Origin of the sequence: Caballeronia sp. INML3B (genome assembly GCF_023631305.1) — a bacterium.
Classification (GTDB): Bacteria; Pseudomonadota; Gammaproteobacteria; order Burkholderiales; family Burkholderiaceae; genus Caballeronia; species Caballeronia turbans.
The window spans coordinates 228,548-255,380 of sequence record NZ_JALQDI010000006.1; the positions used below are offsets into that span (position 1 = coordinate 228,548).

General features: G+C 63.6%; 29 protein-coding genes and 1 tRNA gene. 16 read left to right on the plus strand and 14 right to left on the minus strand.

Annotated features, from left to right (window positions below; all coding sequences use genetic code 11):
- Positions 1–63: 63 nt before the first annotated feature.
- Positions 64–996 carry a LysR substrate-binding domain-containing protein gene (locus NCS58_RS06695; RefSeq protein WP_008349998.1) on the minus strand — a complete coding sequence of 311 codons (933 nt, stop codon included), beginning with the start codon at positions 994–996 and terminating at the stop codon, positions 64–66.
- Positions 997–1,265: 269 nt separating this feature from the next.
- Between NCS58_RS06695 and NCS58_RS06700 the strand changes: the two genes are divergently transcribed.
- From NCS58_RS06700 to NCS58_RS06715, 4 genes are all read left to right on the plus strand, one after another.
- Positions 1,266–2,840 carry an ABC transporter ATP-binding protein gene (locus tag NCS58_RS06700; protein WP_250538157.1) on the plus strand — a complete coding sequence of 525 codons (1,575 nt, stop codon included), beginning with the start codon at positions 1,266–1,268 and terminating at the stop codon, positions 2,838–2,840.
- A 5-nt stretch (positions 2,841–2,845) separates the two neighbouring features.
- The gene (locus tag NCS58_RS06705; protein WP_061117524.1) at positions 2,846–3,952 is read left to right on the plus strand and encodes an ABC transporter permease; all 1,107 of its coding nucleotides are present in this window, start codon (positions 2,846–2,848) and stop codon (positions 3,950–3,952) included.
- A gap of 14 nt (positions 3,953–3,966) precedes the next feature.
- Positions 3,967–4,896: an ABC transporter permease gene (locus tag NCS58_RS06710; RefSeq protein WP_061117523.1), complete on the plus strand. Its 930-nt coding sequence runs from the start codon at positions 3,967–3,969 to the stop codon at positions 4,894–4,896.
- A gap of 108 nt (positions 4,897–5,004) precedes the next feature.
- Positions 5,005–6,090, plus strand: a complete 1,086-nt coding sequence (locus tag NCS58_RS06715) for a BMP family ABC transporter substrate-binding protein (RefSeq protein ID WP_061117522.1) — start codon at positions 5,005–5,007, stop codon at positions 6,088–6,090.
- A gap of 90 nt (positions 6,091–6,180) precedes the next feature.
- Here the strand turns inward: NCS58_RS06715 and NCS58_RS06720 are convergent, their stop codons facing one another.
- The 4 genes from NCS58_RS06720 to NCS58_RS06735 form a co-directional block, all read right to left on the minus strand.
- Positions 6,181–6,387, minus strand: a complete 207-nt coding sequence (locus NCS58_RS06720) for a dodecin (protein ID WP_061117521.1) — start codon at positions 6,385–6,387, stop codon at positions 6,181–6,183.
- A 248-nt stretch (positions 6,388–6,635) separates the two neighbouring features.
- Positions 6,636–7,127: a hypothetical protein gene (locus tag NCS58_RS06725; RefSeq protein ID WP_250476568.1), complete on the minus strand. Its 492-nt coding sequence runs from the start codon at positions 7,125–7,127 to the stop codon at positions 6,636–6,638.
- Between the two features lie 322 nt (positions 7,128–7,449).
- Positions 7,450–7,893, minus strand: coding sequence for a large conductance mechanosensitive channel protein MscL (gene mscL, locus NCS58_RS06730; protein WP_061117519.1), 444 nt, complete (start codon positions 7,891–7,893; stop codon positions 7,450–7,452).
- Between the two features lie 176 nt (positions 7,894–8,069).
- A complete protein-coding gene (locus NCS58_RS06735; protein ID WP_061117518.1) occupies positions 8,070–9,455 on the minus strand; it encodes a DUF2252 domain-containing protein in 1,386 nt (461 codons plus the stop codon).
- Between the two features lie 258 nt (positions 9,456–9,713).
- Between NCS58_RS06735 and glgX the strand changes: the two genes are divergently transcribed.
- On the plus strand, positions 9,714–11,924 hold the full coding sequence (gene glgX / locus NCS58_RS06740) for a glycogen debranching protein GlgX (RefSeq protein ID WP_250476570.1): 2,211 nt from the start codon (positions 9,714–9,716) through the stop codon (positions 11,922–11,924).
- Positions 11,925–12,286: 362 nt separating this feature from the next.
- Here glgX and NCS58_RS06745 read toward each other — a convergent pair whose 3' ends face one another.
- From NCS58_RS06745 to NCS58_RS34445, 3 genes are all read right to left on the minus strand, one after another.
- Complete coding sequence (locus NCS58_RS06745) at positions 12,287–13,498, minus strand: lipopolysaccharide assembly protein LapB (RefSeq protein WP_250476571.1); 1,212 nt, start codon at positions 13,496–13,498, stop codon at positions 12,287–12,289.
- A gap of 146 nt (positions 13,499–13,644) precedes the next feature.
- On the minus strand, positions 13,645–14,325 hold the full coding sequence (locus NCS58_RS06750) for a PspA/IM30 family protein (RefSeq protein WP_250476578.1): 681 nt from the start codon (positions 14,323–14,325) through the stop codon (positions 13,645–13,647).
- Between the two features lie 207 nt (positions 14,326–14,532).
- Positions 14,533–14,940 (minus strand): plasmid mobilization protein, encoded by a 408-nt coding sequence (locus NCS58_RS34445; protein WP_250476572.1) that lies wholly within the window; start codon positions 14,938–14,940, stop codon positions 14,533–14,535.
- A gap of 489 nt (positions 14,941–15,429) precedes the next feature.
- On the opposite strand from NCS58_RS34445, the gene NCS58_RS06760 reads away from it, so the two are divergent.
- Positions 15,430–17,976, plus strand: a complete 2,547-nt coding sequence (locus NCS58_RS06760; RefSeq protein WP_250538158.1) for a penicillin-binding protein 1A — start codon at positions 15,430–15,432, stop codon at positions 17,974–17,976.
- A gap of 84 nt (positions 17,977–18,060) precedes the next feature.
- On the opposite strand, the gene NCS58_RS06765 is transcribed toward NCS58_RS06760, so the two are convergent.
- The 3 genes from NCS58_RS06765 to NCS58_RS06775 all read right to left on the minus strand — a co-directional run bounded on the left by NCS58_RS06765 (position 18,061) and on the right by NCS58_RS06775 (position 19,357).
- Entirely contained in the window at positions 18,061–18,492 is a 432-nt protein-coding gene (locus NCS58_RS06765) for a copper chaperone PCu(A)C (RefSeq protein ID WP_061117513.1), read from the minus strand.
- A 7-nt stretch (positions 18,493–18,499) separates the two neighbouring features.
- Complete coding sequence (locus tag NCS58_RS06770; RefSeq protein WP_061117629.1) at positions 18,500–18,862, minus strand: copper resistance protein CopC; 363 nt, start codon at positions 18,860–18,862, stop codon at positions 18,500–18,502.
- A gap of 114 nt (positions 18,863–18,976) precedes the next feature.
- On the minus strand, positions 18,977–19,357 hold the full coding sequence (locus NCS58_RS06775) for a DUF2946 domain-containing protein (protein WP_061117512.1): 381 nt from the start codon (positions 19,355–19,357) through the stop codon (positions 18,977–18,979).
- Positions 19,358–19,542: 185 nt separating this feature from the next.
- Between NCS58_RS06775 and NCS58_RS06780 the strand changes: the two genes are divergently transcribed.
- From NCS58_RS06780 to NCS58_RS06790, 3 genes are all read left to right on the plus strand, one after another.
- A tRNA-Met gene (locus NCS58_RS06780) sits at positions 19,543–19,619 on the plus strand.
- Between the two features lie 222 nt (positions 19,620–19,841).
- Positions 19,842–20,339 (plus strand): heme-degrading domain-containing protein, encoded by a 498-nt coding sequence (locus NCS58_RS06785; RefSeq protein WP_061117511.1) that lies wholly within the window; start codon positions 19,842–19,844, stop codon positions 20,337–20,339.
- A 46-nt stretch (positions 20,340–20,385) separates the two neighbouring features.
- Complete coding sequence (locus NCS58_RS06790; protein ID WP_061117510.1) at positions 20,386–20,724, plus strand: multidrug efflux SMR transporter; 339 nt, start codon at positions 20,386–20,388, stop codon at positions 20,722–20,724.
- Positions 20,725–20,745: 21 nt separating this feature from the next.
- On the opposite strand, the gene NCS58_RS06795 is transcribed toward NCS58_RS06790, so the two are convergent.
- On the minus strand, positions 20,746–21,129 hold the full coding sequence (locus tag NCS58_RS06795; protein ID WP_061117509.1) for a hypothetical protein: 384 nt from the start codon (positions 21,127–21,129) through the stop codon (positions 20,746–20,748).
- A 314-nt stretch (positions 21,130–21,443) separates the two neighbouring features.
- Here NCS58_RS06795 and NCS58_RS06800 point away from each other — a divergent pair, with 314 nt between their 5' ends.
- The 6 genes from NCS58_RS06800 (at position 21,444) to NCS58_RS06825 (ending at position 24,813) form a co-directional block, all read left to right on the plus strand.
- Positions 21,444–21,710 carry a hypothetical protein gene (locus tag NCS58_RS06800; protein WP_061117508.1) on the plus strand — a complete coding sequence of 89 codons (267 nt, stop codon included), beginning with the start codon at positions 21,444–21,446 and terminating at the stop codon, positions 21,708–21,710.
- Positions 21,710–22,063, plus strand: a complete 354-nt coding sequence (locus NCS58_RS06805) for a hypothetical protein (protein ID WP_250476579.1) — start codon at positions 21,710–21,712, stop codon at positions 22,061–22,063. Before NCS58_RS06800 ends, NCS58_RS06805 begins: the two co-directional genes overlap by 1 nt.
- A 185-nt stretch (positions 22,064–22,248) precedes the next feature.
- Positions 22,249–22,533, plus strand: coding sequence for a DUF1488 domain-containing protein (locus NCS58_RS06810; RefSeq protein WP_061117506.1), 285 nt, complete (start codon positions 22,249–22,251; stop codon positions 22,531–22,533).
- 225 nt (positions 22,534–22,758) lie between these two features.
- Positions 22,759–22,941: a hypothetical protein gene (locus NCS58_RS06815; RefSeq protein ID WP_061117505.1), complete on the plus strand. Its 183-nt coding sequence runs from the start codon at positions 22,759–22,761 to the stop codon at positions 22,939–22,941.
- Between the two features lie 49 nt (positions 22,942–22,990).
- Positions 22,991–23,707, plus strand: a complete 717-nt coding sequence (locus tag NCS58_RS06820) for a TetR/AcrR family transcriptional regulator (protein ID WP_250476580.1) — start codon at positions 22,991–22,993, stop codon at positions 23,705–23,707.
- Positions 23,704–24,813, plus strand: a complete 1,110-nt coding sequence (locus NCS58_RS06825) for an enoyl-CoA hydratase/isomerase family protein (protein WP_061117503.1) — start codon at positions 23,704–23,706, stop codon at positions 24,811–24,813. The genes NCS58_RS06820 and NCS58_RS06825 overlap by 4 nt, the downstream gene beginning before the upstream one ends.
- Before the next feature lie 27 nt (positions 24,814–24,840).
- On the opposite strand, the gene NCS58_RS06830 is transcribed toward NCS58_RS06825, so the two are convergent.
- A complete protein-coding gene (locus NCS58_RS06830) occupies positions 24,841–25,266 on the minus strand; it encodes a hypothetical protein (RefSeq protein ID WP_250476581.1) in 426 nt (141 codons plus the stop codon).
- Positions 25,267–25,375: 109 nt separating this feature from the next.
- Positions 25,376–25,621, minus strand: a complete 246-nt coding sequence (locus NCS58_RS06835; RefSeq protein WP_086960893.1) for a hypothetical protein — start codon at positions 25,619–25,621, stop codon at positions 25,376–25,378.
- Positions 25,622–25,777: 156 nt separating this feature from the next.
- Between NCS58_RS06835 and dusA the strand changes: the two genes are divergently transcribed.
- A complete protein-coding gene (gene dusA, locus NCS58_RS06840; RefSeq protein WP_250476582.1) occupies positions 25,778–26,782 on the plus strand; it encodes a tRNA dihydrouridine(20/20a) synthase DusA in 1,005 nt (334 codons plus the stop codon).
- The last annotated feature ends 51 nt before the right edge of the window (positions 26,783–26,833 follow it).

Here is a 26,833-nt window from a genome sequence, read left to right on the forward strand (position 1 = left end):
CAGTGCAAATACACCAACACGAACACCAGTTTTCGCGACGATCAAACAAGCGGCAACCACGCCCTAAGGCTGATCGATCAACGACCGCGTCGCTTCCGCGACGAGCCCCCGCAGCCAGCGGACTTCGTCGGAATAATGACAGCGCTCATGCCAGAGCTGGTAATACTGCATCGGCGGGAAATCGAGCGGCGCGGGCACGACCGCGAGGGGCAGGAACCGCGCGTAATGGTCCGCGAAAAGGCGCGTGGTCGTGAAGACGAGATCCGACTTGATCAGCACGTAAGGCGCGAGGTTGAAATACGGCAGCGTGACGACGACATGGCGCTTCAGGCGCTCGCGCGCGAGATGCACGTCGATTGCGCCGCGCTGGCCGACGGAATAGGGCGTCGGCGCGAGATGCGGCGCGTTGAGGTATTGATCGAGCGTAAGCCCGCCGCGCTTGGCGAACGGATGCGTGTTGCTGACAAGACACACGATCTTGTCGACGAACAAGTTTGAGAGATGCAACTGCTCGGGCGGCTCAGGCCAGTTGCCGACGACGATATCGAGCTTGCCGTCCTCGAGCGCGAGTTCGTAATCGAACGCGGGGCCGAGCGAATGGAACTCGAGCGTCGCGTTGGGCGCAGCCTGCCGGAATCGTTCGACGACGGTCGGCACGAACAGCACGTTCAGATAGTCGGGGCAGCCGATGCGATAGCACCGCACGGAGGTCGACGGATCGAAGTTGTGCTGCTGGACCTTGATGCGCTCGATTTCACGCAGCGCGTTCTGCGTGGGCTCGAGCAGGCGCAGACCGTATTCGGTCGGCACCATGCCGGACTTGCCGCGTACCAGCAGCGGGTCGCCGGTGATATCGCGCAGCCGGCGCAAGGCTGCGCTGATGGCGGGTTGCGACTGATTGAGCTTGACGGCCGCACGCGTCACGCTGCGTTCCATCAGAAGGGTATGCAAGACGCGTAACAGATACGTATCGATCGCCTCGCGCTGCTGACTCATGTTATCTCCACTATATGTTCTGGCTGATCGACGCGGGGGTGCGACATATCGTTTTTAATATGACGTGAAAAATTCGTCAAGGTGTGGGATACCCGCAAACACTGGCTTTACCGGCACGCAACACTAATTTTGAGTTATCGACTTAGGGCCCCGAATTCTGTAAATTCTGCCCGCGATATGAGTTCGTGCGACATGACCTGTCTCGCGCTCATGAGCGGTAATCTTTCCAGCCTGGCCTGCTCGGTGGCCGGGCGCATTTCTGGATCTCAATGGGCGACGCCATTTCCACGTCGATGACGCCACCGCGCCTGGCGTTGTCGGGTATCAGCAAACAGTATCCGTCCGTCAGGGCGAACGACGGCGTGAATCTCGTCGTCATGCCGGGGGAAATTCACGCCGTGCTCGGCGAGAACGGCGCGGGCAAGTCCACGCTGATGAAGATCATCTACGGCGCGGTGCGTCCGGACGAAGGCGAGATCCGCTGGCAGGGCCAAGCGGTCGAGATCGGCAGCCCGGCCGCCGCGCGCAAGCTCGGCATCGGCATGGTGTTCCAGCACTTTTCGCTCTTCGAGACGCTGACGGTCGGCGAGAACATCGCGCTCGCGCTCGACGAGAAGTTCGACATGAAGGCGCTGGGCAAACGCATCCGCGACGTCTCAAAGGATTACGGTCTCGATGTCGATCCGCAGCGGCACGTCCACAGCCTGACGGTCGGCGAGCGGCAACGCGTGGAAATCGTGCGATGCCTGCTGCAGAATCCGCGTCTGCTCATCATGGACGAGCCGACCTCGGTGCTCACGCCGCAGGCCGTCCAGAAGCTCTTCAAAGTACTGCGACGCCTCGCCTCTGAAGGTTGCAGCATTCTCTACATCAGCCACAAGCTCGACGAAATTCAGTCGCTCTGCGAAAACGCCACCGTGATGCGAGGCGGGCGCGTGACCGGCAACGTCGATCCGCGCAAGCAGACGCAGGCGTCGCTCGCGCAGCTGATGGTCGGCCATTCGCTGCCCGACTACACGCGGCGCGAGCACAATCCGGGCGACGTGCGGCTCGCGGTGAAGAACCTGTCGGTGGCGAGCCCCGATCCGTTCGGCACGTCGCTGGAGAACGTTTCGTTCGCCGTGCACGCGGGCGAGATCTTCGGTATTGCGGGCGTGTCGGGGAATGGACAGGCGGAGCTGCTCGCGGCGCTCTCGGGCGAGATCCGCGACCGGCACGTCGCGCCCGATGCCGTCTCAATCTGCGGCAAGCCCGCCGCACGTCTGACCGCGGGCGGACGGCGCAGGCTCGGCTTTGCCTTCGTGCCCGAAGAACGCCTCGGGCGCGGCGCGGTTCCGGCGATGTCCCTCGCCGATAACGGTCTGCTCACCGCGCACCGCGAAAACATGGTGCGCGGCGGCTGGATAAAAACTGCGGCGGTGAAATTGTTCGCCGAGCGTTGCATCAAGGCGTTCGACGTGCGCTGCGGCGGCAGCGGTGCGCTCGCGCAGAGCCTGTCGGGCGGGAACTTGCAGAAGTTCATCGTCGGGCGCGAGATTCTTCAGGAGCCGAAGGTGCTCGTGGTCGCGCAGCCGACCTGGGGCGTCGATGTGGGCGCGGCGGGCTTCATTCGTCAGCAACTGCTCGATCTGTCGGCGCGCGGCGTCGCCATCCTCGTCATTTCCGAAGAGCTCGAAGAACTTTTCGACATCTGCGACCGGCTCGCCGTGATCGCGCGCGGCAAGCTCTCGCCGGTGCGCAAGACGAGCGAAACCAACGCGGAGGAGGTCGGCCTCTTCATGGCCGGTCTTTTCGAAGGCAAGACCGCGCCCGCCGCCGAACCCGACTCTCTCTTGAAGCATTAAGCACGATGACCTTTCCTTATCGACTCGAAGCGCGCCCGACGCCCTCGCGCGTCATGCAGCTCGCGGTGCCGGTAGTTGCCGCCGTCGCGACCCTCGTCATCGGCTTTCTGATTTTCAGCCTCGTCGGACAGGACCCGCTGCGCGCGATGCACGCGTTCTTCATCGAGCCGCTTTCCAGCATCAACGGCTGGTCCGAGCTCGTGCTGAAGGCGTCGCCGCTGTGCCTGATCGGGCTCGGACTCGCGGTCGGCTATCGCGCGAATGTGTGGAACATCGGCGCGGAAGGGCAGATGCTGCTCGGCGGAATCGTCGCGGGCGGCATCGCGATTCACGCCGGCGATGCGTCCGGCTGGTGGACGCTGCCGCTGATGATGGCGGGCGGCGTCGTCGGCGGCATGGTGTGGGCGGCGATTCCCGCGCTCCTCAAGAGCCGCTTCAACACCAACGAAATCCTGACGAGCCTGATGCTCACCTACGTCGCGACGCAATTGCTGATCTATCTGGTGAGCGGCCCGTGGCGCGACCCGGAAGGCATGAACTTCCCGATCTCGGCGATGTTCGGCGACGACGCGCTGTTCCCGCGCCTCTACGGCGACTGGCACTGGACGTGGCTCAAGGGCACGCGCATCAATGCGTCGGTGTTTCTGACGGCGATCGCGATTCCGTGCGTGTGGCTCTTCATGCGCAAGAGTTTCGCGGGCTTTCGCATGAACGTCGGCGGTCTCGCGCCGCTCGCCGCGCGCTACGCCGGTTTCTCCGACAAGAAAACGATCTGGACTTCGCTCCTGCTCTCCGGCGGCCTGGCGGGACTCGCCGGCATGGGCGAAGTGGCCGGCCCGATCGGCCAGCTTCAGGCGGGCTGGTCGCCGGGCTACGGCTTCACGGCGATCATCGTCGTGTTCGTGGGACGTCTGCATCCGGTGGGCATCGTGCTCGCCAGCCTGCTGATGGCGCTCTTGTATCTCGGCGGCGAAGCCGTGCAGACCTCGCTGCAATTGCCACAAGCGCTCGCGGGCGTGTTCCAGGGCTTGCTGCTCTTTTGCCTGCTCGGCTGCGATCTGTTCGTGAATTTCCGCATCAAGCGCAGGACGCCTGCGCATCACGCCGCATGACGAGGCAATAAGAAATGGACATCAATCAGGCCAGCAACCTCGCGTCGAGCGCCGTGATCGCCGCCATCCCGCTGATGTACGCGGGCGCGGGCGAACTCGTCGCGGAAAAATCCGGCGTGCTGAATCTCGGCGTCGAAGGAATGATGCTGATGGGCGCCGTCACCGGCTACGCCGTCACGGCGATCACCGGAAGTCCGTGGCTCGGGATCGTCGCGTCCGTGTTCGCGGGACTCGCGATGGCGCTGCTCTTCGGCTTTCTCACCATCACGATGCTCGCCAATCAGGTCGCGACGGGCCTGTCGCTGACGATCTTCGGCATCGGCTTTTCGGCGTATGTCGGCAAGCCTTATACGTCGGCGGCGGTGCGCTCGACCATCGACGTGATGCCGATTCCCGGCCTCGCCAACGTTCCCGTGCTCGGACCCGCGATCTTCTCGCTCACGCCGCTCGGCTATCTCGCGTTCATCATGTTCGCCGTCATCGGCTGGTTTCTCTACAAGACGCGCGCGGGCCTCGTGCTGCGCTCGGTCGGCGAGTCGCCGGCGGTCGCGCATGCGGTGGGCTTTCCGGTCGTCGGCGTGCGCTATGGCGCGACGCTCTTCGGCGGCGCGATGGCCGGCATCGCGGGCGGCTATTACTCGATCGTCTATCTGCATGTCTGGCAGGAACAACTGACTTCGGGTCGCGGCTGGATCGCGCTCGCGCTCGTCGTGTTCGCGACATGGCGCCCCGGCCGCCTGTTGATCGGCGCGCTGCTCTTCGGCGCGGTGATGGCGCTGCAGTTCTACGCACAGGCGATCGGCGTGCCCGTCCCGACGCAATTTCTCGCGATGCTGCCTTATATCGCGACGATCGTCGTCCTCGTGCTCATCTCACGCAACCCGAACACCATCAAGCTCAACGCGCCCGCATCGCTCGGCAAGCCGTTTTTCGCGGCGAGCTGATGCTGTTGTTCTTGCGCAGCATCGCGGTTCCGCTCTCATTTTTGACCGACCACACTGATGCGGGCCTGAAATATCGTTTCACACACAACATCGACCAGGAGAATCACAATGAATAAACCATGGCTGAAGGCGATCACCGCGACGGTCGCATTGTCCGCCACCGTCGCGGCGCTGAGCGCACAGGCGGCGGATGCGCCGGGCGTCGCGTTCGTCTATCTCGGCAATCCGGGCGATGCGGGGTGGACCTTCGCGCACGATGCGGGCAGCAAGGAAGCCGAAGCGAAGTTCGGCAACAAGATCAAGATCACGCGCGTGGAAAACGTGCCGGAGTCGGCGGATTCGGAACGCGTGTTCCGCGACCTCGCGAACAAGGGCAACAAGGTCATCCTCGCTACGAGCTTCGGCTATCAGGATTTTGCGCTGAAGGTCGCGAAGGATTTCCCGGACACCATCTTCCTGACGGCAACCGGCTTCAAGAAAGCGAAAAACTTCGGCACCTATGACGTGCGCATGTATCAGGGCGCGTATCTGGCCGGCGTCGCCGCGGGCTACGTGACGAAGACCAACACGCTCGGCTTCGTCGCGTCGGTGCCGATTCCGGAAGTCGTGCGCAACATCAACGCCTACACGATGGGCGCGCGCTCCGTGAACCCGAAGGTCCACACGAAGGTCATCTGGATCAACAGCTGGTTCGATCCGGGCAAGGAAAAGCAGGCTGCCGAGACGCTGATCGGCCAGGGCGCCGACGTGCTGCTGCAGAACACGGACTCGAACGCGACGCTCAACACCGCCGCCGAAAAGAAGGTCTTCGCGTTCGGCTGGGATTCGAACATGAAGAAGTTTGGCCCGGGCGCGCATCTGGGCTCGGTGGTCGCGCACTGGGGCGTGTACTACAACTCGGTGATCCAGCAAGTGCTCGACGGCAAGTGGAAAAACGATCCGGTGTGGCTCGGCATTCCGCAGAAGGCCGTGGATCTCGAAGACCTGAACACCGGCGTGATTCCGGCGAAGGCGGTGCAGGCGGTTGCCGCGAAGCGTGACGAACTGCACGCGGGCAAGTGGGATGTGTTCAGCGGTCCGATCAAGGATCAGTCGGGCGCGGAGAAAGTGCCGGCTGGCAAGACGCTGACCGATCCGGAACTGCAGCGCATCAACTGGTATGTCGAGGGCGTTGACGGCTCGCTGCCGAAGTAAGCTCGCGTCTCTACCTTCAGTCCGCGCAATGACGAACCGCGCTTCGTTGCAAAACGAAGCGCGGTTTTTTCATGCGATGCAGCGAGCGGATCAATCGATGCGCAATCCCACCTTGATCGTCACCTGCCAGTGCAGGATCTTGCCGTCCTCGATGTGCCCTCGTGTTTCCACCACTTCGAACCAGTGCATGTTGCGCAGCGTTTTCGACGCCTTGTCCAGCGCGACGCGTACGGCGTCATCGCTCGATTGCGTCGAGGAGCCGGTCAATTCGATCTGCTTGTAGACGTGTTCCGACATGGTGTTCTCCTTGTAGTCCCCAAGGCGATTTCCTCAGGGCATGATGGATCGGGTAGGCAGCTTGCAATCCCGACGCAGCAAGGCACGCGCCATCACGCTTTCGCGCGTGGCTTCCATTAAAGAACACGAAAGCGCGCGGGAGTAGTCGGGGTTTGCGCGAAGCGCCTCGACGCGCAGCCGACGGCACGCCGGGCCTCGTTCACGAGGCCCGCGCGCATCAAAGACACACGGGAAAGGTCAGAGAGGGATCAACGCAGCGGCCGCGATGCGGCATCGCCCGCGTCCTGCCGGCGGGTGCCGCGACGCCTGCGCGCTGACACCGTCGCACCGAATTCGCTCAGGATCTGCGCACGGGCGCGGCTCGCGAACACGAGGAAACCAAAGCCGTTTGCCTCGTACCAGTAGCCGCCGTTCTCCAGTCCGTCGAGCGGCTGCTCGAGCGCATTGGTGATCGATTCGACGCAGCGCCTGTGTAACTCGTCGATGGCCGGGTACGGTGGCTGTGCGCCTCGCACGCTGCACAGAAGGACATCGAGACCGGGCAGAACGTGTGCGTAGAGCACCGGTTCATCCTGGGCGCGAGCCCGGGCGATCTTCGTGTCGAGCTGACCAAATGGCTTGAAATGCCGCAGCACGGCGAGAAAAGACTCGTCGCCATCGGCCTTCACGCGCTTACGCCTTTTCGGGAAGGACATAAAAACTCGCCTGAAAAAGATTTGCAAGAAACGCAGCGTCCTCATGCGGCCACTCCCGTCTTGCGCGCCGCACGTCGATCTTTTATAGCGCATCGATGTGATTAGGTCACGGTGAATCGGGCCATCTCGTCGTGACCGGCAAGGTGCCGGTGCACGTCCGTGGCGCATGATTCGTGCCGATGACCGTTTGGCGGCCCGCTTGGCATCCCTCTGAGCATCTATCCCAATAATAGTCCTGCTGCTACCCGCGCGAACAGCTTTCGTAAAGAAAAAAGCGGGTGGGCGCACCAAGCGAGCGGGGGTGGGCTACCCGGGCAGACCCGCGCGAGCCGCGTGGGTTCAATCTGTTTCGAGCGGGTTTGTCCGGCTAGACGCGCGGCGCGTTCTTGAGTTCGTCGCGAATTTCGCGCAGCAGCAGCACGTCTTCCGGCGTCGCGGGCGGCGGCGTGGCTTCATTGGGCTTGCGCAGATTGTTGATGAACTTGACCATCAGAAAGATGATGAACGCGAGGATGATGAAATTGATCAGCGTCGTGATGAACGAACCGTAGCCGAACACGGCGACACCCGCGGTCTGCAGATCCTTGTACGAATCCGGATTGCCCTTGAAGGTAGGCGGTATCTGACCGAGTCTTACGAAGAGGTTCGAAAAGTCGAGGCCGCCGGTGGCGAGACCGACCACCGGCATGATCAGATCCTTCACGACGGAGTTCACGATCGTCGAGAAAGCGCCGCCGATGATCACACCGACCGCGAGGTCCATGACGTTGCCCTTCAAGGCGAAGTTCTTGAATTCATCGATCATGCTCATGCGCGGCTTCCTCCAGTTTGAGTTAGACGGTTGTGCGGACCAAAGCGGCAGCAAGGGCTATGCCATTGAAAAGCCCGCGAAACATGCGGCAAAGTGCGTTCCATTGCGGGCTCCGACAATGATAGTCAATTCGACTGCGGACCGCCCGCGCGCTGAGAATCGCGCCCGTTCGACCGTCAGGCGGCCGGGACGCGGCCCACGCTGATCGCCGCGCAAAAGGCGGCGTGATCGGCGACCGTCTGTGCGCCGTAGCGCTCGGCCCAGGTCGCGTACGCGGCATCCAGGCGATCCGAATTGCCGCAATAGCCCGCGATGAGCGCGGCGTCTCCCGTGCGCGCGTGGGCGCGGGCGAGCAGGAGGCCGAGACACCACGCGTAGAAATCGAACGTGGCGCCGTGCAGCCAGTCCATCGGAATCGAGCCGCGGATCTGCTTCATCTGTCGTACGTAGAAATCGCGGCCGGAGATGGTCGTCCAGCCGAGCAGCGCGTCCGACGAACTCTGCAAGAGCCGCTGGCCATGCACGACGCGCCGTCCCTGGTGCCGATACGGCTCCTCGAGCGGCGGCACGAACGGCGCGGCGGCGGGCACGATGCCTTCCTTGACCTGAATGAAAAGCGGATCGCCGAGCGCGCGGCTCAGCATCAGCACGAGATACGCGCGCGTGCCGACGCTGCCCACGCCGACGACGCGATGCGCGACATCCACGACGTCGTATCGCTCGAGCATCATGCGCCATTCGCCCGCGATGGTCTGCAGATACGCCTTCAGGCCGTCGATCACATGATTTTTCTCGGCGGCGTCGAGGCTCGTGAGGATCGGCGGATCGACCTTGAAGCGATAGCTCTTGCCGACCGGTTCCGCGACTTTCGCGAGCATGGTCGCGTGCGAGCGCTTCATCGCACGCTCGACGGTCTTTTCGATGGTCGCTTTTTCTTCGGCGTTAAGCTTCGTCGGGGCGTCCATGTGCAGCGCGCTCGCGTAGGAGCGCATCTGCCAGAGATCGTAAGGGCTCACTTGCCAGAGGCCGGCCATCGTCGTGCGATACGCCAAGCAGGCCGAGCGCACCGCGCGCTCGCGCCCCGCGGCGTCCACGCCGTTCTCGCGCGCCGCGACGTTGATGCTCGCCGTCAGGCGCTTCAGATCCCACTCCCACGGGCCGACGAGCGTTTCATCGAAATCGTTCAGATCGAACACCACGTCCTGGCGCGGCGTGCGAAAGAGGCCGAAATTGTTGACATGCGCATCGCCGTCGATGATCACGTTGTGCCCGATCGACGGCGACTTCGCCAGATCCCACGCCATCACGGTCGCGGAGCCGCGCAGGAAGGCGAACGGCGACTCGGCCATACGCTGCATGCGTAGCGGAATGAGCCGCTCCTGCCGGCCCGCGTTGCCTGCGAGTACGCGCTCGACCGGGTCGGGCCGGTCGGGCTCGGGCGACCACGCGCCGTGGGCCTCGAACGGAACGGCGTCGCGCAGCGCGCGGCCGGCCGCGCGGCTGTCTTCGGCTGTGCCGTTGATCGGGGAAATCGACATGGCGGGACCTGGGCGTGTGGACAAGGCGTGTTCTCCTGCTGCGATGGGCGGGTGTGTCGAACGTCATTCGGGCGCCGAGCATTTCGCGCTCCGGTAAGCGAACGTTTTACACGCGGGGCGGTGCGCGCGTAACGCTTCGGACGTTGCAGCCAATCTGAAGCGAGCCGCGCGCCGAATCAGCGCATGGGCACGCTAAATGCTCCTTACGATCCGTTGGAAGCCCCGCAATGCCCACGCACGATCCCGACGCACCGCGTGTCAACCACTCGAACACATCATCTCATGCCGAAAGAACTCCGCATTGCTGAAGGCTCCCCGTTTCCGCTCGGCGCGAGCTGGGACGGAACGGGCGTCAATTTCGCGCTTTTCTCCGCGAACGCGACCAAGGTCGAACTATGCCTCTTCGACGAGAAGGGCGAGAAGGAAACGCAGCGTATCGAGCTGCCCGAATATACCGACGAAGTCTGGCACGTTTATGTGCACGGGCTCGAACCCGGCACGGTGTACGGCTACCGCGTGCACGGTCCATACGAACCGGAAGCCGGACATCGCTTCAACCCGAACAAGCTGTTGCTCGATCCCTATGCGAAGGCGCACGTCGGCACGCTTAAATGGGACCCGGCGTTGTTCGGCTACACGCTCGACGCCGAAGGCGACGATCTCACCTTCGACGAACGCGACAGCGCGCCTTTCATGCAGAAGTGCCAGGTCGTCGATCAGACTTTTAGCTGGACCCATGCGACGCGCGTGCGCGTGCCGTGGGAGCACACGATCTTCTACGAGACCCACGTGCGCGGCTACACGAAGCTGCATCCGGCGATTCCGGAGCACATGCGCGGCACCTTCGAAGGGCTCGGGCAGGAAGAGGTCGTCGAATACATCAAGAGCCTCGGCGTGACGTCGGTGGAACTGATGCCGATTCACGCGTTCGTCAACGACAGTTACCTGCTCGACAAGGGTCTCACGAATTACTGGGGCTACAACACGATCGGCTTTTTCGCCGCCGATCCGCGCTATTTCGCGCGCGGGCCGGGCGCCGTCGCCGAGTTCAAGGAGATGGTCGACCGGCTGCATGAAGCCGGCCTCGAAGTGATCCTCGACGTCGTGTACAACCACACCGCCGAAGGCAACGAGCGCGGGCCGACGCTGTCGTTCCGCGGCATCGACAATGCGTCGTACTATCGGCTGATGCCGGAAGAGACGCGCTACTACATCAACGATACCGGCACGGGCAACACGCTCAATCTCTCGCATCCGCGCGTGCTGCAGATGGTCACCGACAGCCTGCGCTACTGGGTGACGGAGATGAATGTCGACGGCTTCCGCTTCGACCTTGCGACGATTCTCGGCCGCGAGCCGTACGGCTTCGACGAAGGCGGCGGCTTTCTCGACAGTTGCCGGCAGGACCCGATTCTCTCGAGCGTCAAGCTCATCGCGGAGCCCTGGGATTGCGGGCCGGGCGGCTATCAGGTCGGCGGCTTTCCGCCGGGCTGGGCGGAATGGAACGATCGCTATCGCGACACGGTGCGCGAATTCTGGAAGGGCGACGAGGGCGTCGCGCCGGAGCTCGGGACGCGGATCACCGCGTCGGGCGACAAGTTCAACAAGCGCGGACGCAGGCCGTGGGCGAGCGTCAACTTCATCACGGCGCACGACGGCTTCACGCTGAACGATCTCGTGTCGTACAACGAAAAGCACAACGAGGCGAACGGCGAGGACAACAACGACGGCCACTCGGACAACAAGTCGTGGAACTGCGGCGCCGAAGGCCCGACCGACGATGTGGAAATCCGCACGCTGCGCGAGCGCCAGAAACGCAACATGCTCGCGACGCTGCTGTTCTCGCAAGGCACGCCGATGCTGCTCGCGGGCGACGAGTTCGGCCGCACGCAGAAGGGCAACAACAATGCGTACTGCCAGGACAACGAAATCAGCTGGGTGAATTGGGAAATCGATGACGATGGCCGCGCGCTCACCGAGTTCGTGCGCAAGCTCACGACGCTGCGCCACACGCTGCCGGTGCTGCGCCGCCAGCGCTTCCTCACGGGCGAGTACAACGCCGACTTGCAGGTGGCCGACGTCAGATGGCTCGGTACGACCGGCGACGAACTCACGCAGGAACAATGGGACGATCCGAACATGCGCTGCTTCGGCGTCGTCTTCGACGGCCGCGCGCGGGCGTCAGGCATCCGCAAGCCGGCATCGGACGCGACGCTGTTGCTCATCGTGAACGCGTATCACGACGTGGTCGATTTCACGCTGCCGGACATCCCGGGTCCGGACGAGTGGATTTGTCTGATCGACACGAACGCGCCGATCCGTGAGGAGTTGCCCGAGTTCGGCTCGGACGACGTATATCAGGTGACGGGCCGCTCGTTGCTGTTGTTCGCGCTTCAGCCGCGCGGCGCAACGAAGCGAATCTTTGACCGACTGGAGGAGGCGCTGACCGACGAAGCACCGCCCGAAAGCGAGGAGAAGAAAGCGCAGGGGTGAAGCTCGACTCGGCGGGCCGCCATGCCCGACCGGGTATCATGCGATTTTTGCGACAGGCACAGGAGGCGGCGAGAGCCGCCTTCTTTTTTCCACGATGGATGTTTCATTCAAGCATGAACGCGCGCTCGTCGAAGGCCGCGCGACGCCGACGGCATGATCCTCCGCGCCATCCTGCACGTCGCGAGCTGGGATCAGCTCGAGCGCATCTGGGAGTTCATCGTCGGCTTCTTCAGGTTTCTGTGGGGCCTGCTGCGCTTTCTCGGCGGCGGGTGACGCGCTGACTTCTGCGCGCCGGTTCTTCAAGTCAGAACGAAAAAGGGCCCCGCGAAAACGGGGCCCTCATTGATGCGTGCGTGGCAAGGTCAGGAGTCGCGCCAGTTGTCGTCGTTGCTGCCGAGATCGAGCCCGCCGCCGCCGCTGCCGTCGTTCCAGTCGTTCGACCCGTTGCCGAGATCGAGGCCGCCGCCGCTGTTGTTGCCGAAATCCAGTCCGCCGTTATCGTTCTGCGGCGGACGATCGACGGGCACCTCGCGCTCGATCACGCGATCGCGTCCATGTGACAACGCTTCGCCGAGCAGTACGCCGGTGAGCAGGCCTCCCATGCCGCCGGCGAATCCGCCGCCGCCTTGCTGAATGATGACGGGCGGCTGCTGCTGCCCCTGCTGGGGCGGATAAGGCGGATAAGGCCCTTGCTGCGGATACTGCTGGCCGCGCCCGAAACGCTCGGCTTCCTGCGCATAGGGCGAGCCGTTCGGCGCGCCCGGCTGAGCGTTGTTGCCAACGTTCGGATCGGGACGGCCCTCGGCACGGGCCTTCAGGCTCGCGACCTGATTTTCCAGATCTTCGATCGCATACGGCGGCACCGGATTCTTCGAGTTCGATAGCGACTCGACCATCTCGCGCAGTTGAGTCTCGGCGCCTTCGACGTCTCTCAGCAGCGCTTCGTGACCGGGCGCAGTAGACAGCCGTACATCGAGCTTGAGCGTGCGCACGTCGTTGAGCAGTTCGGTCGCGCGCTTCATCTGCGAGCGGCGGTCGTTTTCGGCCTGACCGTCGTCGCGTGCGCGGGCGCGTCGCAAGCCCCAGCGCAGCACGAGCGCGATCGCCGCGATCAGCAGCGCCAAACCGATCCACGCGCCCATGCCGATGCCGTGCTTTTGCGGTGCCGCGGCGGCCTGATCCTGATTGAAGGGATTCTGCGCGCTCGATGTAGTCGTGCCGTTGCTCGAGCGCGGCGAGATGCTGGCGCGCGTCGCATCGGCCTGAATGCGGGCTTGCGTGGCGGCGAAGCGCGACGGATCCGTGAAGCTCAGGGAAGGATCGAGCGATTTCGCCTGTTGAAGATGCGAAAGAGCATCGCTGTAACGGCCTTCGCGGTCGAGCACCTGCGCATAGAGATAGTGCGCATGCGCATTCTTCGGATGCGCGCCAAGCACTTCGCTCAACTGGGAGTCGGCCTGTTGCCAGTTGCCTTGCGTCATCGACTGCTCTACCTGCTGCGCGGTCGGCACGGCGAACGCGAGCGGGGAAGCAAGCGACAGCGACAACGCCAGAGCCGTCAAAGTCTTTTTCATGATGCGGGCCGGACGCGATGAACGTCCGTCTCCTGTCGATGCTGCGAACGAGTGATGCAAGTGGTGATACTCAAAGTAGCGCATGTTCGTGCAACGCGTCGCGAACCCAGGAGTTCGCCATGCGTCGACGCCTTCAACACCAGCACTTATTGCGCCGGCGTATTCAACTGCTTCTTCAGCGCCTCGAGACGATCCTCGACCGAAGGCCCGCGATTGAGTTCCGCGAGTTTGTCGTCGAGCGCCTTGCCGGATTTCTGGTCCGCCGAATTCAGACGCGCGTCCGAGCGGGCGTTGGCGAGCTGAACCTTGTCTTCGAGCTTCTGAAAGTCCTCTGAAAGATTTTTTCCGCCGATGCCGCCCAGCGCCGTCGCCGCGGTGTCCTTCGCCTGCGCGATCTGCTGCTTTGCCTGAAGAATATTGGAACGCGCGTTGAGATCGTTGCGGCGCTGACGCATGTCCGCGATCTGCTTTTTCAGATGCTCGACCGAAGGCTCCAGCGTCTGCAGTTCCGCCGCGAGCGCGTCGCGTTCGGATTCGGCGTTCGCCTGCGCCGCGAGTGCTTCGCGCGCGAGTCCTTCATCGCCTGTCTGCAGTGCGCGCTTCGCACCGTCGCCGTACTTCTTCGCCTTGTCGGCGGCGGCGTCGCGCTTGCTTTGCTGCGTCGCGACCTGCGCTTCTATCTCGATGAGCGAGTTCTCCGCCTTCGCGATGCTGTCGTCGAGCTCGCGCACGATCTGGCGCGCGTCGCGCGAAGGGTCCTGCATGGTATCGGCGGCGTCGTTCAAGAGGCCTCTGACGGTGCGCGTGATGGAATCGAAAAGCGACATGTATTTCTCCTGGATGAAGACGGCGGCGTGCGCGCTCATCAGCGTGCCACGCGGCTCGAATGTGAGGCGCAACGCGCGGGATTGCAAGCGGCGTGAGCCTTGCGTTCACGCCGGGTTTACCCGCTCATTAAATCATGCCGTGACTTAATCGGGCCTTAACGGAAGGTTAAGGAGTGTAACGACGCGCGCGGCCGCAGCGGGGCAGAGCTAGCGTTCGGAACGCGTGTCGTCCGTCAGGGAGGCATCGTCGTCGTGATCGGTGTCGTGCACGACTTCATCTTCGGCTAAAGCGGGGTCAGGAAGGGGCTCGGTGACGGTGCGCGCCTGCGCGGCGCGCTTGGTCGCGCTCGCCGCAGCTTCCCGGGCTTCTCGCGCGGCTGCTTTCGCGGCGACGCTTTTCAGCGCGGCGTTGAGCGGATCGGGGGCCTTCGGCGCACGCAGACGATCGACGATGCCAGCCACCTTGATCTGCTCGCTCGTCGCGTTGAAGTTCAGCACCGCGCGTCGCATGAGCTCGCTCACGCTGATGCCGAGGGTGTCCGCTGTATTGCTGATGGCCAGCTTCTGCGCGGGAGTCACGAAAACAACGATGCGTTCGCTGGGTTTGGTCGTCATGAGCGGCTCGCAAACAGTAAGGCGATCGTATGGAAAGATCGCGGCTTCGGTTCATCAAACGGCACGACATCTATATCTCAGGCACGCCCGAGTGGTTGCGGGGAACCCGCGATCCACTCAACCATCATATCGGTTTGCGCGCCGGCCGTGCGTGTGAGCCACCTCGCATCGCACGCGTTTGAGCGTCGCGCAAAAACGGCGCGCGATCAACAACTTGGATATTTTCTCATACGGTTGTCCACAAGGCTCTCAACACTTTCTGTGGGTAACCCGACATACGCAGGCGTTCGCCAGGCGCGCGGCATTTACTTACAAAAAATTCCCGCTGGTTTTGTAGGGGCGCGCACGAATTCTTTAAAATGGGCAGTTATTCTCGGTCGAAACCGGCCCCATTCGTTCGTCCCGTCTTTGCAGTAGCGCCGAGGCTTCGGCGCGTCGCATCGCAGCCCGGCAGCGCGCGCGCTTCAAGGCACGCTGAACAAACCACACATGCCTATCATCAAACGACCCGACTCATCGAAGTCTTCGCGATACGATCGCGAGCCCCGCTGGAACGACTCTCGCAACGACTCACGCAATGACTCGGGCGGCCGCGACGGCGGCGGACGCAACGGCGGAAATGGCCGCGGCGGCCGCAACGATCGTAACGGCGACGGGCGAGGGCGTTCGCCCTTCGCGCGCATCGCGCTCTGGTTTGCGGGCCTCGCCGCGATCGGCGTGGTGATTGGCGCGCTCATCGTCGGTTATGCGCTCGTCGTCATGGGGCCGAACCTGCCGTCGCTCAATGCGCTCATCGACTATCGGCCGAAGGTGCCGCTGCGCGTCTACACCGCGGATCACGTGCTGATCGGCGAGTTCGGCGAGGAACGGCGCAGCCTCGTGCGCTTCCAGGACATTCCCGACCAGATGAAGAAGGCCGTCCTCGCGATCGAGGATTACCGCTTCTACGATCATGGCGGCGTCGACTTCGTCGGGATTCTGCGCGCGGGCGTGACCGATCTGACGCACGGCGGCGCATCGCAGGGCGCGAGCACGATCACGATGCAGGTCGCGCGCAACTTCTTCCTGTCAAGCGAGAAGACCTACACGCGCAAGATCTACGAGATGCTGCTCGCGTACAAGATCGAGCGCGCGCTGACGAAAGATCAGATCCTCGAGCTGTACATGAACCAGATTTATCTCGGCGAGCGCGCCTACGGGTTTTCGGCTGCGGCGCGCGTGTACTTCGGCAAGGATCTGAAGGACATCACGCTCGCCGAAGGGGCGATGCTCGCGGGCCTGCCGAAAGCGCCGTCTGCGTATAACCCGGTCGTCAATCCGAAGCGCGCGAAGGTGCGCCAGCAATACATTCTCAAGCGCATGCTGGACCTCAACTTCATCACGCGCGAGCAGTACGATCAGGCGATCGCCGAGGATATTCGCACGAAGTCCGCGGGCACCGAGTACGGCGTGCATGCGGAATACGTCGCGGAAATGGTGCGGCAGATGATGTACGCGCAGTACAAGGAAGAGACCTATACGCGCGGCCTCACGGTGACGACGACCATCGATTCCGCCGATCAGGACGCCGCCTACAAGGCCGTGCGCAAGGGCGTGATGGATTACGAGCGCCGGCATGGCTATCGTGGCCCGGAGGGCAACATCAATCTGCCGTCGAACGCGGACGACCGCGCCGAGGCGATCGAAGACGCGCTCGTCGAACATCCGGACAACGGCGAGCTCGTTGCGGCGGTCGTGACGAGCGCGAGCCCGAAGCAGGTGACGGCGCAGTTCGTCGGCGGCGATACCGCGACCATTTCCGGCGAAGGCGTGCGCTTTGTGGCGGCGGGGCTGCGCAGCAACGCGACGAAGGCGCTTGCGATCAAGCCGGGCTCGATCGTGCGTCTCGCGAAGGACGACAAGGGCAACTGGCAGCTCACGCAACTGCCGCAGGTCGAGGGCGCGCTCGTGTCGATGACGCCGCAGGACGGTGCGATCCGCGCGCTCGTCGGCGGCTTCGACTTCAACAAGAACAAGTTCAATCACGTCACGCAGGCTTGGCGCCAGCCGGGCTCGAGCTTCAAGCCGTTCATCTATTCGGCGGCGCTCGACAAGGGTCTCGGACCGGCGACCATCATCAACGATGCGCCGCTGTACTTCCCCGCGGCCGGCGGCGGCGACGCGTGGGAACCGAAGGACGACGACCAGCCGGACGGCCCGATGTCGATGCGCACCGGCCTGCAGAAGTCGAAGAACCTGGTGTCGATCCGCATCCTGTCGTATATCGGCACGGGCTACGCGCAGGACTTCGTCACCCAGAAGTTCGGCTTCGACAAGGACAAGACGCCGCCTTATCTGCCGCTTGCGCTCGGCGCCGGGCTCGTCACGCCTTTGCAACTGAGCGGCGCGTATTCGGTGTTTGCGAACGGCGGCTATCGCATCAATCCTTATCTCATCGCCGATGTCGCCGATGCGCGCGGCACCGTGATCTCGCGCGCGAATCCGCTCACGGCCGGCAGCAACGCACCGCAGACGCTCGAGCCGCGCAACGCGTACATCATGAACAGCCTGCTGCATACGGTCGCGACGCAGGGCACGGGCTCGGGCACCAACGTCCTGAAGCGCAACGACCTGCAAGGCAAGACCGGCACGACCAACGACGCGAAGGATGGCTGGTTCGCCGGGTATCAGAAGCAACTCGTCGCGGTCGCGTGGATGGGCTATGACCAGCCCAAGACGCTCGGCAGCCGCGAGTTCGGCGCGCAGCTCGCGCTGCCGATCTGGGTCGAATACATGGGACGCGCGCTGCGGGGGATTCCGCAGGAGCAGATGGCGAAGCCCGATGGCATTACGACTGTCGACGGCGAGTTGTTCTATGCCGACCGCACGCCGGGCGCCGGCTTCGTCGCGAGCATCGGACTGGATAACACCAACCCCATGGCGGGCGATGCGACCACGATGGGCGGCGTGGGACCGGCCGGCATGCAGGCGCCCCCAACGCCGCAAGTCACGACCGACGAACGCAAGCAGATCATGGACATGTTCAGCAGGCCGTGAAGTAATGCTGTGTAGCCGCTAAAAAAGCGCGCCGGGCTGGAAATCCGGCGCGCTTTGTTTTTAAGAAGCGTGAGCTGCGTGATCTCAATGACCGACCGTCGCCGGCGACTTCACTTCGCAGTTCGCGTTGAGCGTGGATTTGTCCGCGAACGAAAGGGTGAGGGGAATCGTCGAGCCTACCTTGAGCGGCTTGCCGGGTTCTTCGAGCATCAGGTGATAGCCCTTGGGCGCGAAGCTCAGCGTGCCGTGCGGGGGGACGTCGACCGAGTCGACCGGCGACATCGTCGCCGTGCCGTTTTTACTCTCGGACTTGTGCATCATCGCCATGCCGAAGGCGGGGGTCTCGGCGGCCGTGAGTGTGGCGGGCTTGTCGCCGTTATTCGTAACGATGAAGTAGCCCGATGATGGCAGGTTCGGCGGCATCGCGCGAATCCAGCAATCGCGGGCTTCGAGCGTGGCGGCCTGGGCGAACGATGCGCAGGCGAGCGTGCCCACGAGTACAGCGATTTTTTTCATATTGTCCTCACTTGACGGTGAAGTTGTAGTGACCTTGCGTCCGATGACCGTCCGCCGCGACAGCGGTCCATTGCACTTCGTAGACGCCCGGCGCGAGATCGGGAAGCGCGACGCTCATGTGCTTTTTGTTGCCGGCATCGACGGTGGAGCTCGCGGTGTTGACCTGCGTGCCGCGCGCATTGGTGACGATGAGCTTGCTGAAGGTCGGCTCGAGCGCCTCCCCGAAGTCGATCGCGACTTCGTGCGGCCCACTGACGGTCGCGCCGGGGCCGGGCTGTTGCAGCTTAGGCAATGCGTGCGCGAACGCGAGTTGCGTCGAGCCGAAGAACGCCAGCGCGAGCGCGCCCCGCCTGAACGATGATGAAAGCATGATGGTTCCTTGCGTGCTCGAAGCAGTCGACGCTTCGGGCGATATTTGCTGCATGCGAATGAAAGACTTCTCTCGCGCTGTGCGATGGACGAAGCCCGTGCATGGGAAATTGATTCAGGCGAAAGCGGGCGGGGCGCGCGGTTGCGCAGCGTTGACCAACTCGCGTCGCGGCGCATCCGTGAGCGGGGCGGAAGGGAATACATCGCGTGGTGAAAACGCGGAGAAAGCTCGATCGAGCGATACCGGCGGCGTTGGCGCGTGCGCGATGAGATCGCAATAAGCGCATGCCTGAAGATGATCGGCGACGTGGTGGTTCGCTGGATGCGAATCGCGCGATGCCTGCGCATCGGATGCGCACACGGAAGCGAGCAGCGATTCGATGCGCGCATGTTCGAACGCCTGCGATGCGACGGGCGCGAGCGAGAGCAGCAGGATCGCGCATATCGCCGCGAACCCGCTGATCTTTCCGATGATGCCCCGACGCAAGTGATGCATGCCGCGTTTGATCCGTTGTCGATATGGAGACCATGACGAACGGACGATTATGCCACGCGTGTTTCCATGGCTTCGCTTCGACGCGAGACGCTGCGACGCAGCTTCGTTTCTTCTTTTTGGAAGATCGAAGCAAACGGGGTATTGCGGCAAACTAAGCGAGGACTTATAATCTTTTCTTCGACGGACGCGGGGTGGAGCAGTCTGGCAGCTCGTCGGGCTCATAACCCGAAGGTCGTAGGTTCAAATCCTACCCCCGCAACCAACACCGTCCAGCATTACTCAAAAAGCCCGGTCAAGCCGGGCTTTTTGCTTTTCCGCGCGCGTATTGCGATGCGCCCAGCGTGCCAGCTCACAGGTCGCAATTGAACCGGTTCATGGCCGACTCTCGCGTGGCGACTTCACACGCGCGTGTCAAAATCGCAAAAATCTCGGCGAAGTCACATACGCCAATCCCAATCCACGCACGCTAAAGGAGTCCTCGCTCATGGACATTCCACACGTTCTGCAGGCTATCGCGCATCAGGAACACACGCTGGTGTTCCCCCAGTTTCACGCCGAGCATGCATGGCAGATCGGCGCGCAGTTGCGCGAGATGGCGCTCGCGCGCGACGCGGCCGTCGTCATCGACGTGCGCACGTTCGGCCGCAAGCTCTTCTACGCCGCGATGGACAACACCACGCCCGACAACGCGCGTTGGGTCGAGCGAAAGTCGCGCACCGTCGAGCATTTTCGCCGCAGTTCCTATGCGATCGGTCTTACGCTGCAGCAGGCCGGCGCGACGCTCGCCGACAAGTACGGTCTCGATCTCGCCGAGTTCGCGACGCACGGCGGTGCGTTTCCCTTGCGCGTATCCGGCGCGGGCGTGATCGGCTCGGTCGCGGTGTCGGGGCTTGCGCAGCGCGACGATCATCAGATGGTCGTCGAAGCGCTATGCGCCGTGCTCGGCCAGAACTTCGGCGATCTTTCGCTCGGACGCGACTGACGCCATCGACATCTTCGAACGAACACGACAACTGACGACAACAAAGATGCGCTCAACCGCTTATGTGCTCCTCGCGATCGCGATCGTCGCCGAAGTCGTCGCGACCTCCGCGCTGCGCGCCTCCGATGGCTTCACGCGCGCGCTCCCCGCGGTCATCGTCGTGACCGGATACGGGCTGTCGTTCTATCTGCTGTCGCTGACGTTGCGCGCGTTGCCCGTCGGCGTCGTGTATGCCGTGTGGTCGGGCGCGGGCATCGTGCTCATCACGCTCGTCGCGGCGCTGCTCTTCAAGCAGACGCCGGATTTGCCCGCCATGCTCGGCATGGGCCTCATCGTCGCCGGCGTGGTCGTGCTCAATGCGTTCTCGAAGATGAGCGCACACTGACACGGTCCATCGCCTGCGTGCTTACTTGCAGCGCACGATCATCGAGCGGTTCTTGACGTTCGCCGATATCACGTTGGTGATGCCGCCGCCGGTCGGGCCGCCTTCCTCGTTATCCTTCGAGACGATGTCGTATCCCGTCGCGCCGCATTTCTTGCCGGCGAGCACATAGCAGCTCGCCCAGCTCGATCCCGCGTCCGCGCCGCTGCAATTGACGGCGTAGCCGGTCTGTCCATCGGGCAGGTTGATGAGCGATGCTTCGTTCGACGACGCGCACGCGCCGAGACTCGCCACGGCGACGACCGCCGCGCCGAGTGCGGCGGCACGCAGCCAGAAGACACGCGAAACAGCGCCGCCATGTGCGGCGCGAGCGGAGATACGGCGCATGCGCCGACCGGGTTCCTTCATCTTTACCTCGTGAGAGCGAATTGCGATGTGCGCCGCCGGCCTTGTCTTCGCGGCGAGGGCGCATTTTTTGAGATAGGCATTGTCCCACACGCGGCTTACGCGACTCGTAAGCGGTTGTTATCCGCCCGAGGCGGGCGAGCAGGGCGAGGTCGCGCGGGCGCGTTGCTTGCGGATCGACGATTGGAGGTGCCTGTCCGATGAACTATTTTCCGGATCGCACACCTTATCCATCTGGGATTTCGGTTGCAATTGCCTGCCGGGAACCTGGGAGAAATCGGCAAAAAGCGCGGCAAGCTAAAGAGGGGGAAGAAGCCATGGCGGAAAGAGTCACGGGGCCATATCGCGGGTATTACATCAGCGCCTCGGCGCGGCTCGTACGGGCTCACGGCGAACAGGACGGCGGTGCGCCGATCTATGTCGGTTCGGTCAGTCTGGCGCGCGGCGGACCGGATGACGTGCATCGCTTCGAGGCGCTCGTCGATCTCGGACCCGAGCGGCGCTTCGCAACCGAGAGCGGGGCCCTCGCGCATGTGGAGCAGGCCGCGCGCGACTACATCGACCGCTTGCTGCAAGCGACATAATGCGTCCCGTCCACCTGCGACACATGGTGCTGCACGACGTCGCGAATTGCCTGATCGACCTTTTTCCGAGCGGCGCGGATGTCGCGGAAATCGGTCTCGAGCCGACGCCCGCGCTTTTCGTGAGTTGGCGTACGAGCGGCGTCGCGAATCATCCGGGCAACATCGCCTGGGGCGTGCACTATCGCTTCGACGCGCACGTGCTGCGCGACTATCCGCACTTATCGGAGAAAGCGCGGCAACGCGTATGCGAGCGCGTGCGCGAGATGAGCCGGCTGCTCGATTTCAACTATGCCGATCCTCGGGCGAGTTCGCTGCTCGTCGTGGATATCGACGAAAGCGTTCTTGCCGCGTGAACGGCACGGGCGCTGGACCGCGCGGCGCGACCGCGGTTACCATATCGCCGAATCGATTCGTGCGAGCGTGGGCGGCGCAGTCAACGTGCTCGCATCGAATGGAGCGATAAGCGCTTGAACGTCTTCGCGTGGCCCCCGACCCAATGCTCTCCCACCGGTCGCCACGCATCAGCAACGAGACAATCATGGATATTCGTTTCCTCCCGGACGCGCCCGATTACCGCGATGCCAATCTGACCGTCGAGTTCGCCGCGATCGTCGACGGCCGGCGCGTGCCGTGCGCCATTTCCGTCGAAGCGCTCGAAGATCATTTCGGCGCGCAGTCCTACGACACCGCCGGCTGGATCGACGCGTTCGCCGCGGGCCGCACGCGCATCGAAGCCGTTGCGCGAGAGCATCTGCGCGTGACCAACGGTATGCCGGTGCTCCTGAAAAGCGGACACTTTCCGCCGGGGCGCGTCACGGTCTGATGCGCTGACACACGCAAGCCTTCGTCTCTTACACGGCGCGATGTAAGACCTCCAACGCACCGTGTTCGTTATCGACGGCGGAAACATCGCGCCTGCTTCCGCGTGATCGCGCAACGGAGTACCATCGCTCTATTCGCCGCACGCGATGCGATTCGCTCGGCACATTATTTGCTCAAAGGCATGCGCTTTCCTGAGCATCAAATATAAAAATCGCGCGGGGTCGTCATGCTTCATTCCTTTCTTCACTCACTTGTCGAGTCCAATGCGCTATGGCTCATCTGGGCAGCCGTTGGTGTGCTGATTCTTGCGCTGTGCATCGTGTTCGCGTCGGTCGTGCTCGGCGATTCGGACGAGCCGCTTTATCGAGCGGCGTCGCGCCGCAACGACAACGGCAAGATGACCATCTGAGCGCGCACCGGCGCGCCGCGATTTGACTTCGAAAGAGGCGGTGCCGACAATGCCTCGCATGGGATCGCAGGAGCGGCGCACCGAGCAAAGACGCGAACAGCGCGAGGCGCTGCGCGAGCGCATACTCGAAGTCTCGCGTGCGATCGTAAAGCGCGAAGGGTTCGCATCGCTCTCGATGAGAAAGCTCGCCGAGGCGATCGATTACTCGCCTGCCGCGCTCTATCTTCATTTCAAGAGCCGTGGCGACATCGCGCGGGCGCTGTGCAAGGAAGGGCACGCGAGTCTGCGCGACGCGTTCCTCGCGCATACATCGATCGCGGACCCGGCCGCGCGCCTGAACGCAATGGGGCGCGCGTATGTCGAATTCGGGCTGGCCGAGCCCGAGACGTATCGGCTGATGTTCATGGAGCCCGCAGGTTTCGCCGGCGCAGGCGCCGATGCCAAAGACAACGTCAATGGCAACGGTCGGGCGGCGGATTCCGGCGCGGCGGCGCTCTCGCTGATCGCGGATGCGTTCGTCGAGTTGCGTGCATCCGACCGGCTGCCGCCGCGCGCTGCGCCGGTTGCGTGCGCGGAAGGGCTGTGGGCGAATCTGCATGGCATCGTCGCGCTGAAACTGAACGGCGCGGCGTTGCCCGAGACGCCGGCCGCGACACTCGTCGAGCTGTCGCTTGACGCGTGGTACGCGCCGGTCAACGGAACTGAACCTCGGGGAACCGAAACTCGATTCAACGCACCGGATCGATCCGACACTTCAACACGATGACCACCGAAGACATCCGTATCGACACCGCCAACGGCATCGGCTTCATTGCGCTCGATCGTCCGAAGGCACTCAACGCGCTGACGCCGCTGATGCTGCGCGCGATCAGCGAGGCATTGCGCGCGTGGCGCCACGATCAGGCGATCCGCGCCGTCGTCGTCTATAGTCCGCACGTGCGGGCGTTTTGCGCGGGCGGCGATATCCGCTTTCTGTACGAGTCCGCGCAGGCGGGGGCGCGCGACGCGATCGACGCGTTCTTCACCGACGAATACAAGCTCAATCACGCGATCTTCACGTTCCCGAAGCCGTATATCGCGGTCGTGAATGGCGTCGTGATGGGCGGCGGCATGGGCATCTCGCAGGGTGCGCATCACACGGGCGGCCTGCGCATCGTCACACAGTCGACGAAGATGGCGATGCCCGAGACGCGTATCGGCCTCTTTCCCGATGTCGGCGTGAGCTGGTTCCTCGCGCGCGCGCCCGGCGCGATCGGACGCTATCTCGCGGCAACGGGCGCGAGCCTCGGCGCAGCCGATGCGCTCTATGCCCGCATGGCCGACGCCTATCTCGACGATGGCGCGCTGCCGGGACTCGTCGAATCGCTCAGGCATCAGCGCTTTCTCGATGGTGTCGAGATCGTGCGTTTCGTGCAGAACGAGACGACGAAGTACAAGGTCGCGCCGATCCCCGAGAGGAGCGAGCTCGCCGCGGCGCGCACGATGATCGACAAGCACTTCGCGGCGGGCAACGGCGCATCGATTCTCGCGTCGCTCGAGCGCGAGGCGGAGCTCGGTAACGACTGGGCGAAGCGCACGGCCGCGGAACTGCGCGAGCGTTCCCCGCTTTCCGTCGATGTAGCGCTGCAGCAAGTCGATCGCGCGAAGTTCTCGACCATGGCCGAGACGCTGCGGCGCGATCTCGACCTCACGCGCACGATGTTCGAGCGCGGCGATGTGCTGGAGGGTATTCGCGCGCGCATCGTCGACAAGGACAACGAGCCGCGCTGGAAGGTCGCGCGCGCCGAGGACGTGAACGCCGCGGATATCGACCGCATGTTCGAAAGCGCGTGGACGCCCGCGGCGCATCCGCTACGGCTTCTGAAGGACTGATGCCGCGCGGGCGGTTTTGACGGGGGATCAGTCCGACTCGCTGCCCGCCATGAACGCGCGCATGAAGACGAGTGCGCCCCAGCCCCAGATGGCGTTGGCGATGAAGTTGGGCGTGAGACGCGGCAGCAGGTTGCCGCTCGGCCAGATGCCGCGCGCCGGATCGATCACGAACACGCCGACCGCCGTCAGCACGATGCCGCCGAAGACGAGCGCGCCGATCCACGGTGCGCTGCGCTCGGGCCCAACGCGCAGGAGCCACACCATCAGCACACCGAAGATGGAGCTCCACAACGCATTGGCGATGAATTCGGGGATGCCGAGCGGAAGAAATGGTGTGATGGAAAAGCCGGCCGGATCGACGAGACCCGCTGCGTGGAGCAGCGCCAGGGTCGATTCGCGAAAAAAAAGCGCGGCGAGAAAACCGGAAACTAATGGCAGTATGACTTTTTGCATTGGCTAGACCGCTTGAAGCCGGAGGGCGCGGCTCTCTCCGATTGTCGTGACGAGCGCCATTATAGTGGCGTCGCAAGTGCTTCCAGGCCGGGTCCGGCGCTGTCGCGGGTTATTTTGCGATGGCGTCGCTCGCCGGGCTGTGATGCAGCATGCGATCGCTGTTTTGCGGCGGATTCGGGCGCTTCACCGGCATGTTGTCGGGATTGTCGGGGCGCGTGGCGCTTGCGGATGGCGCACCGGGCGCGCTCGGCGGCTTGACCATCGAGGCGCTGTCGTCCGGACGCGCGGTCTGGGCGTGCGCCGTGAACGTAGTGATGAGCAAAAGGGCGGCTGTCGCGAGGTGATGTCGGGTCATGATCGCTCTCCGCGAAGGGGAGACCCTCGATGTGCATCACGCGTGCCTGGCGCCCGGCCGATTCGGGCCGGACGACCGATCCGCCGCGCTGCGGTAAAATTGTCGATTCCCTATTAGATTCAGGCGGTTCGCGCGAAAGCGCGGCCGCCGTCGCCCATGTCAGCCGTATCGAAGACCAGCCCGCGCCGCGTTTCCGTTGCCCCGATGATGGATTGGACCGACCGCCATTGCCGGTCCCTGCACCGCCTCGTATCGCGTCAGACTTGGCTTTACACGGAAATGGTGACGACGGGCGCGCTGCTCTACGGCGATGTCGCGCGCCATCTCGCATTCACGCCCGCCGAGGCGCCCGTCGCGCTGCAACTCGGCGGCAGCGAGCCGGCCGATCTCGCAAAGAGCGCGAAGCTCGGCGAACAGTGGGGCTACGACGAAATCAACCTGAATTGCGGATGCCCGTCCGAGCGCGTGCAGCGCGGCGCATTCGGCGCGTGCCTGATGAAGGAGCCGCAGCTCGTCGCGGATTGCGTGAAGGCGATGCGCGACGCCGTATCGGTTCCGGTGACGGTCAAGCATCGCATCGGCGTGGATGCGGTCGAGGAGTACGAGTTCGTGCGCGATTTCGTCGGCACGATCGCCGATGCGGGCTGCGAGGTGTTCATCGTGCATGCGCGCAACGCGATCCTCAAAGGCTTGAGCCCTAAAGAGAACCGCGAGATTCCGCCGCTCAAGTACGAGTATGCGTATCGGTTGAAGCGCGACTTCCCGCATCTCGAAATTTCGATCAACGGTGGCATCAAGACGCTCGACGAAGTCGAAGAGCATCTGAAGCACGTCGATGGCGTGATGCTCGGCCGCGAGGCTTATCACAATCCGTACGTGCTCGCGGGCGTCGACACGCGCTTTTACGGCGCTGCGACGCCAGTGCCCTCGCGCGAGGACATCGAGGCGGGGCTCATCGACTACGCGCGTCACGAACTATCTCGCGGCACGTATCTCGGCGCCGTGACGCGCCACGCGCTGGGCCTGTATCGCGGCGTTGCGGGCGCGCGGGGATGGCGTCGTGTGCTATCCGATAATCGCCGGCTCGCAACAGGCGATCTGACGATTTTCGACGAGGCGCGCAGCCACCTTCGCGAGGCCGTGGAAGCAATCGAGTCCTGATGCGCGTACTTCGGAAAAAGATGCTCAAAGGTACTAGGCAAGCGCGATCGT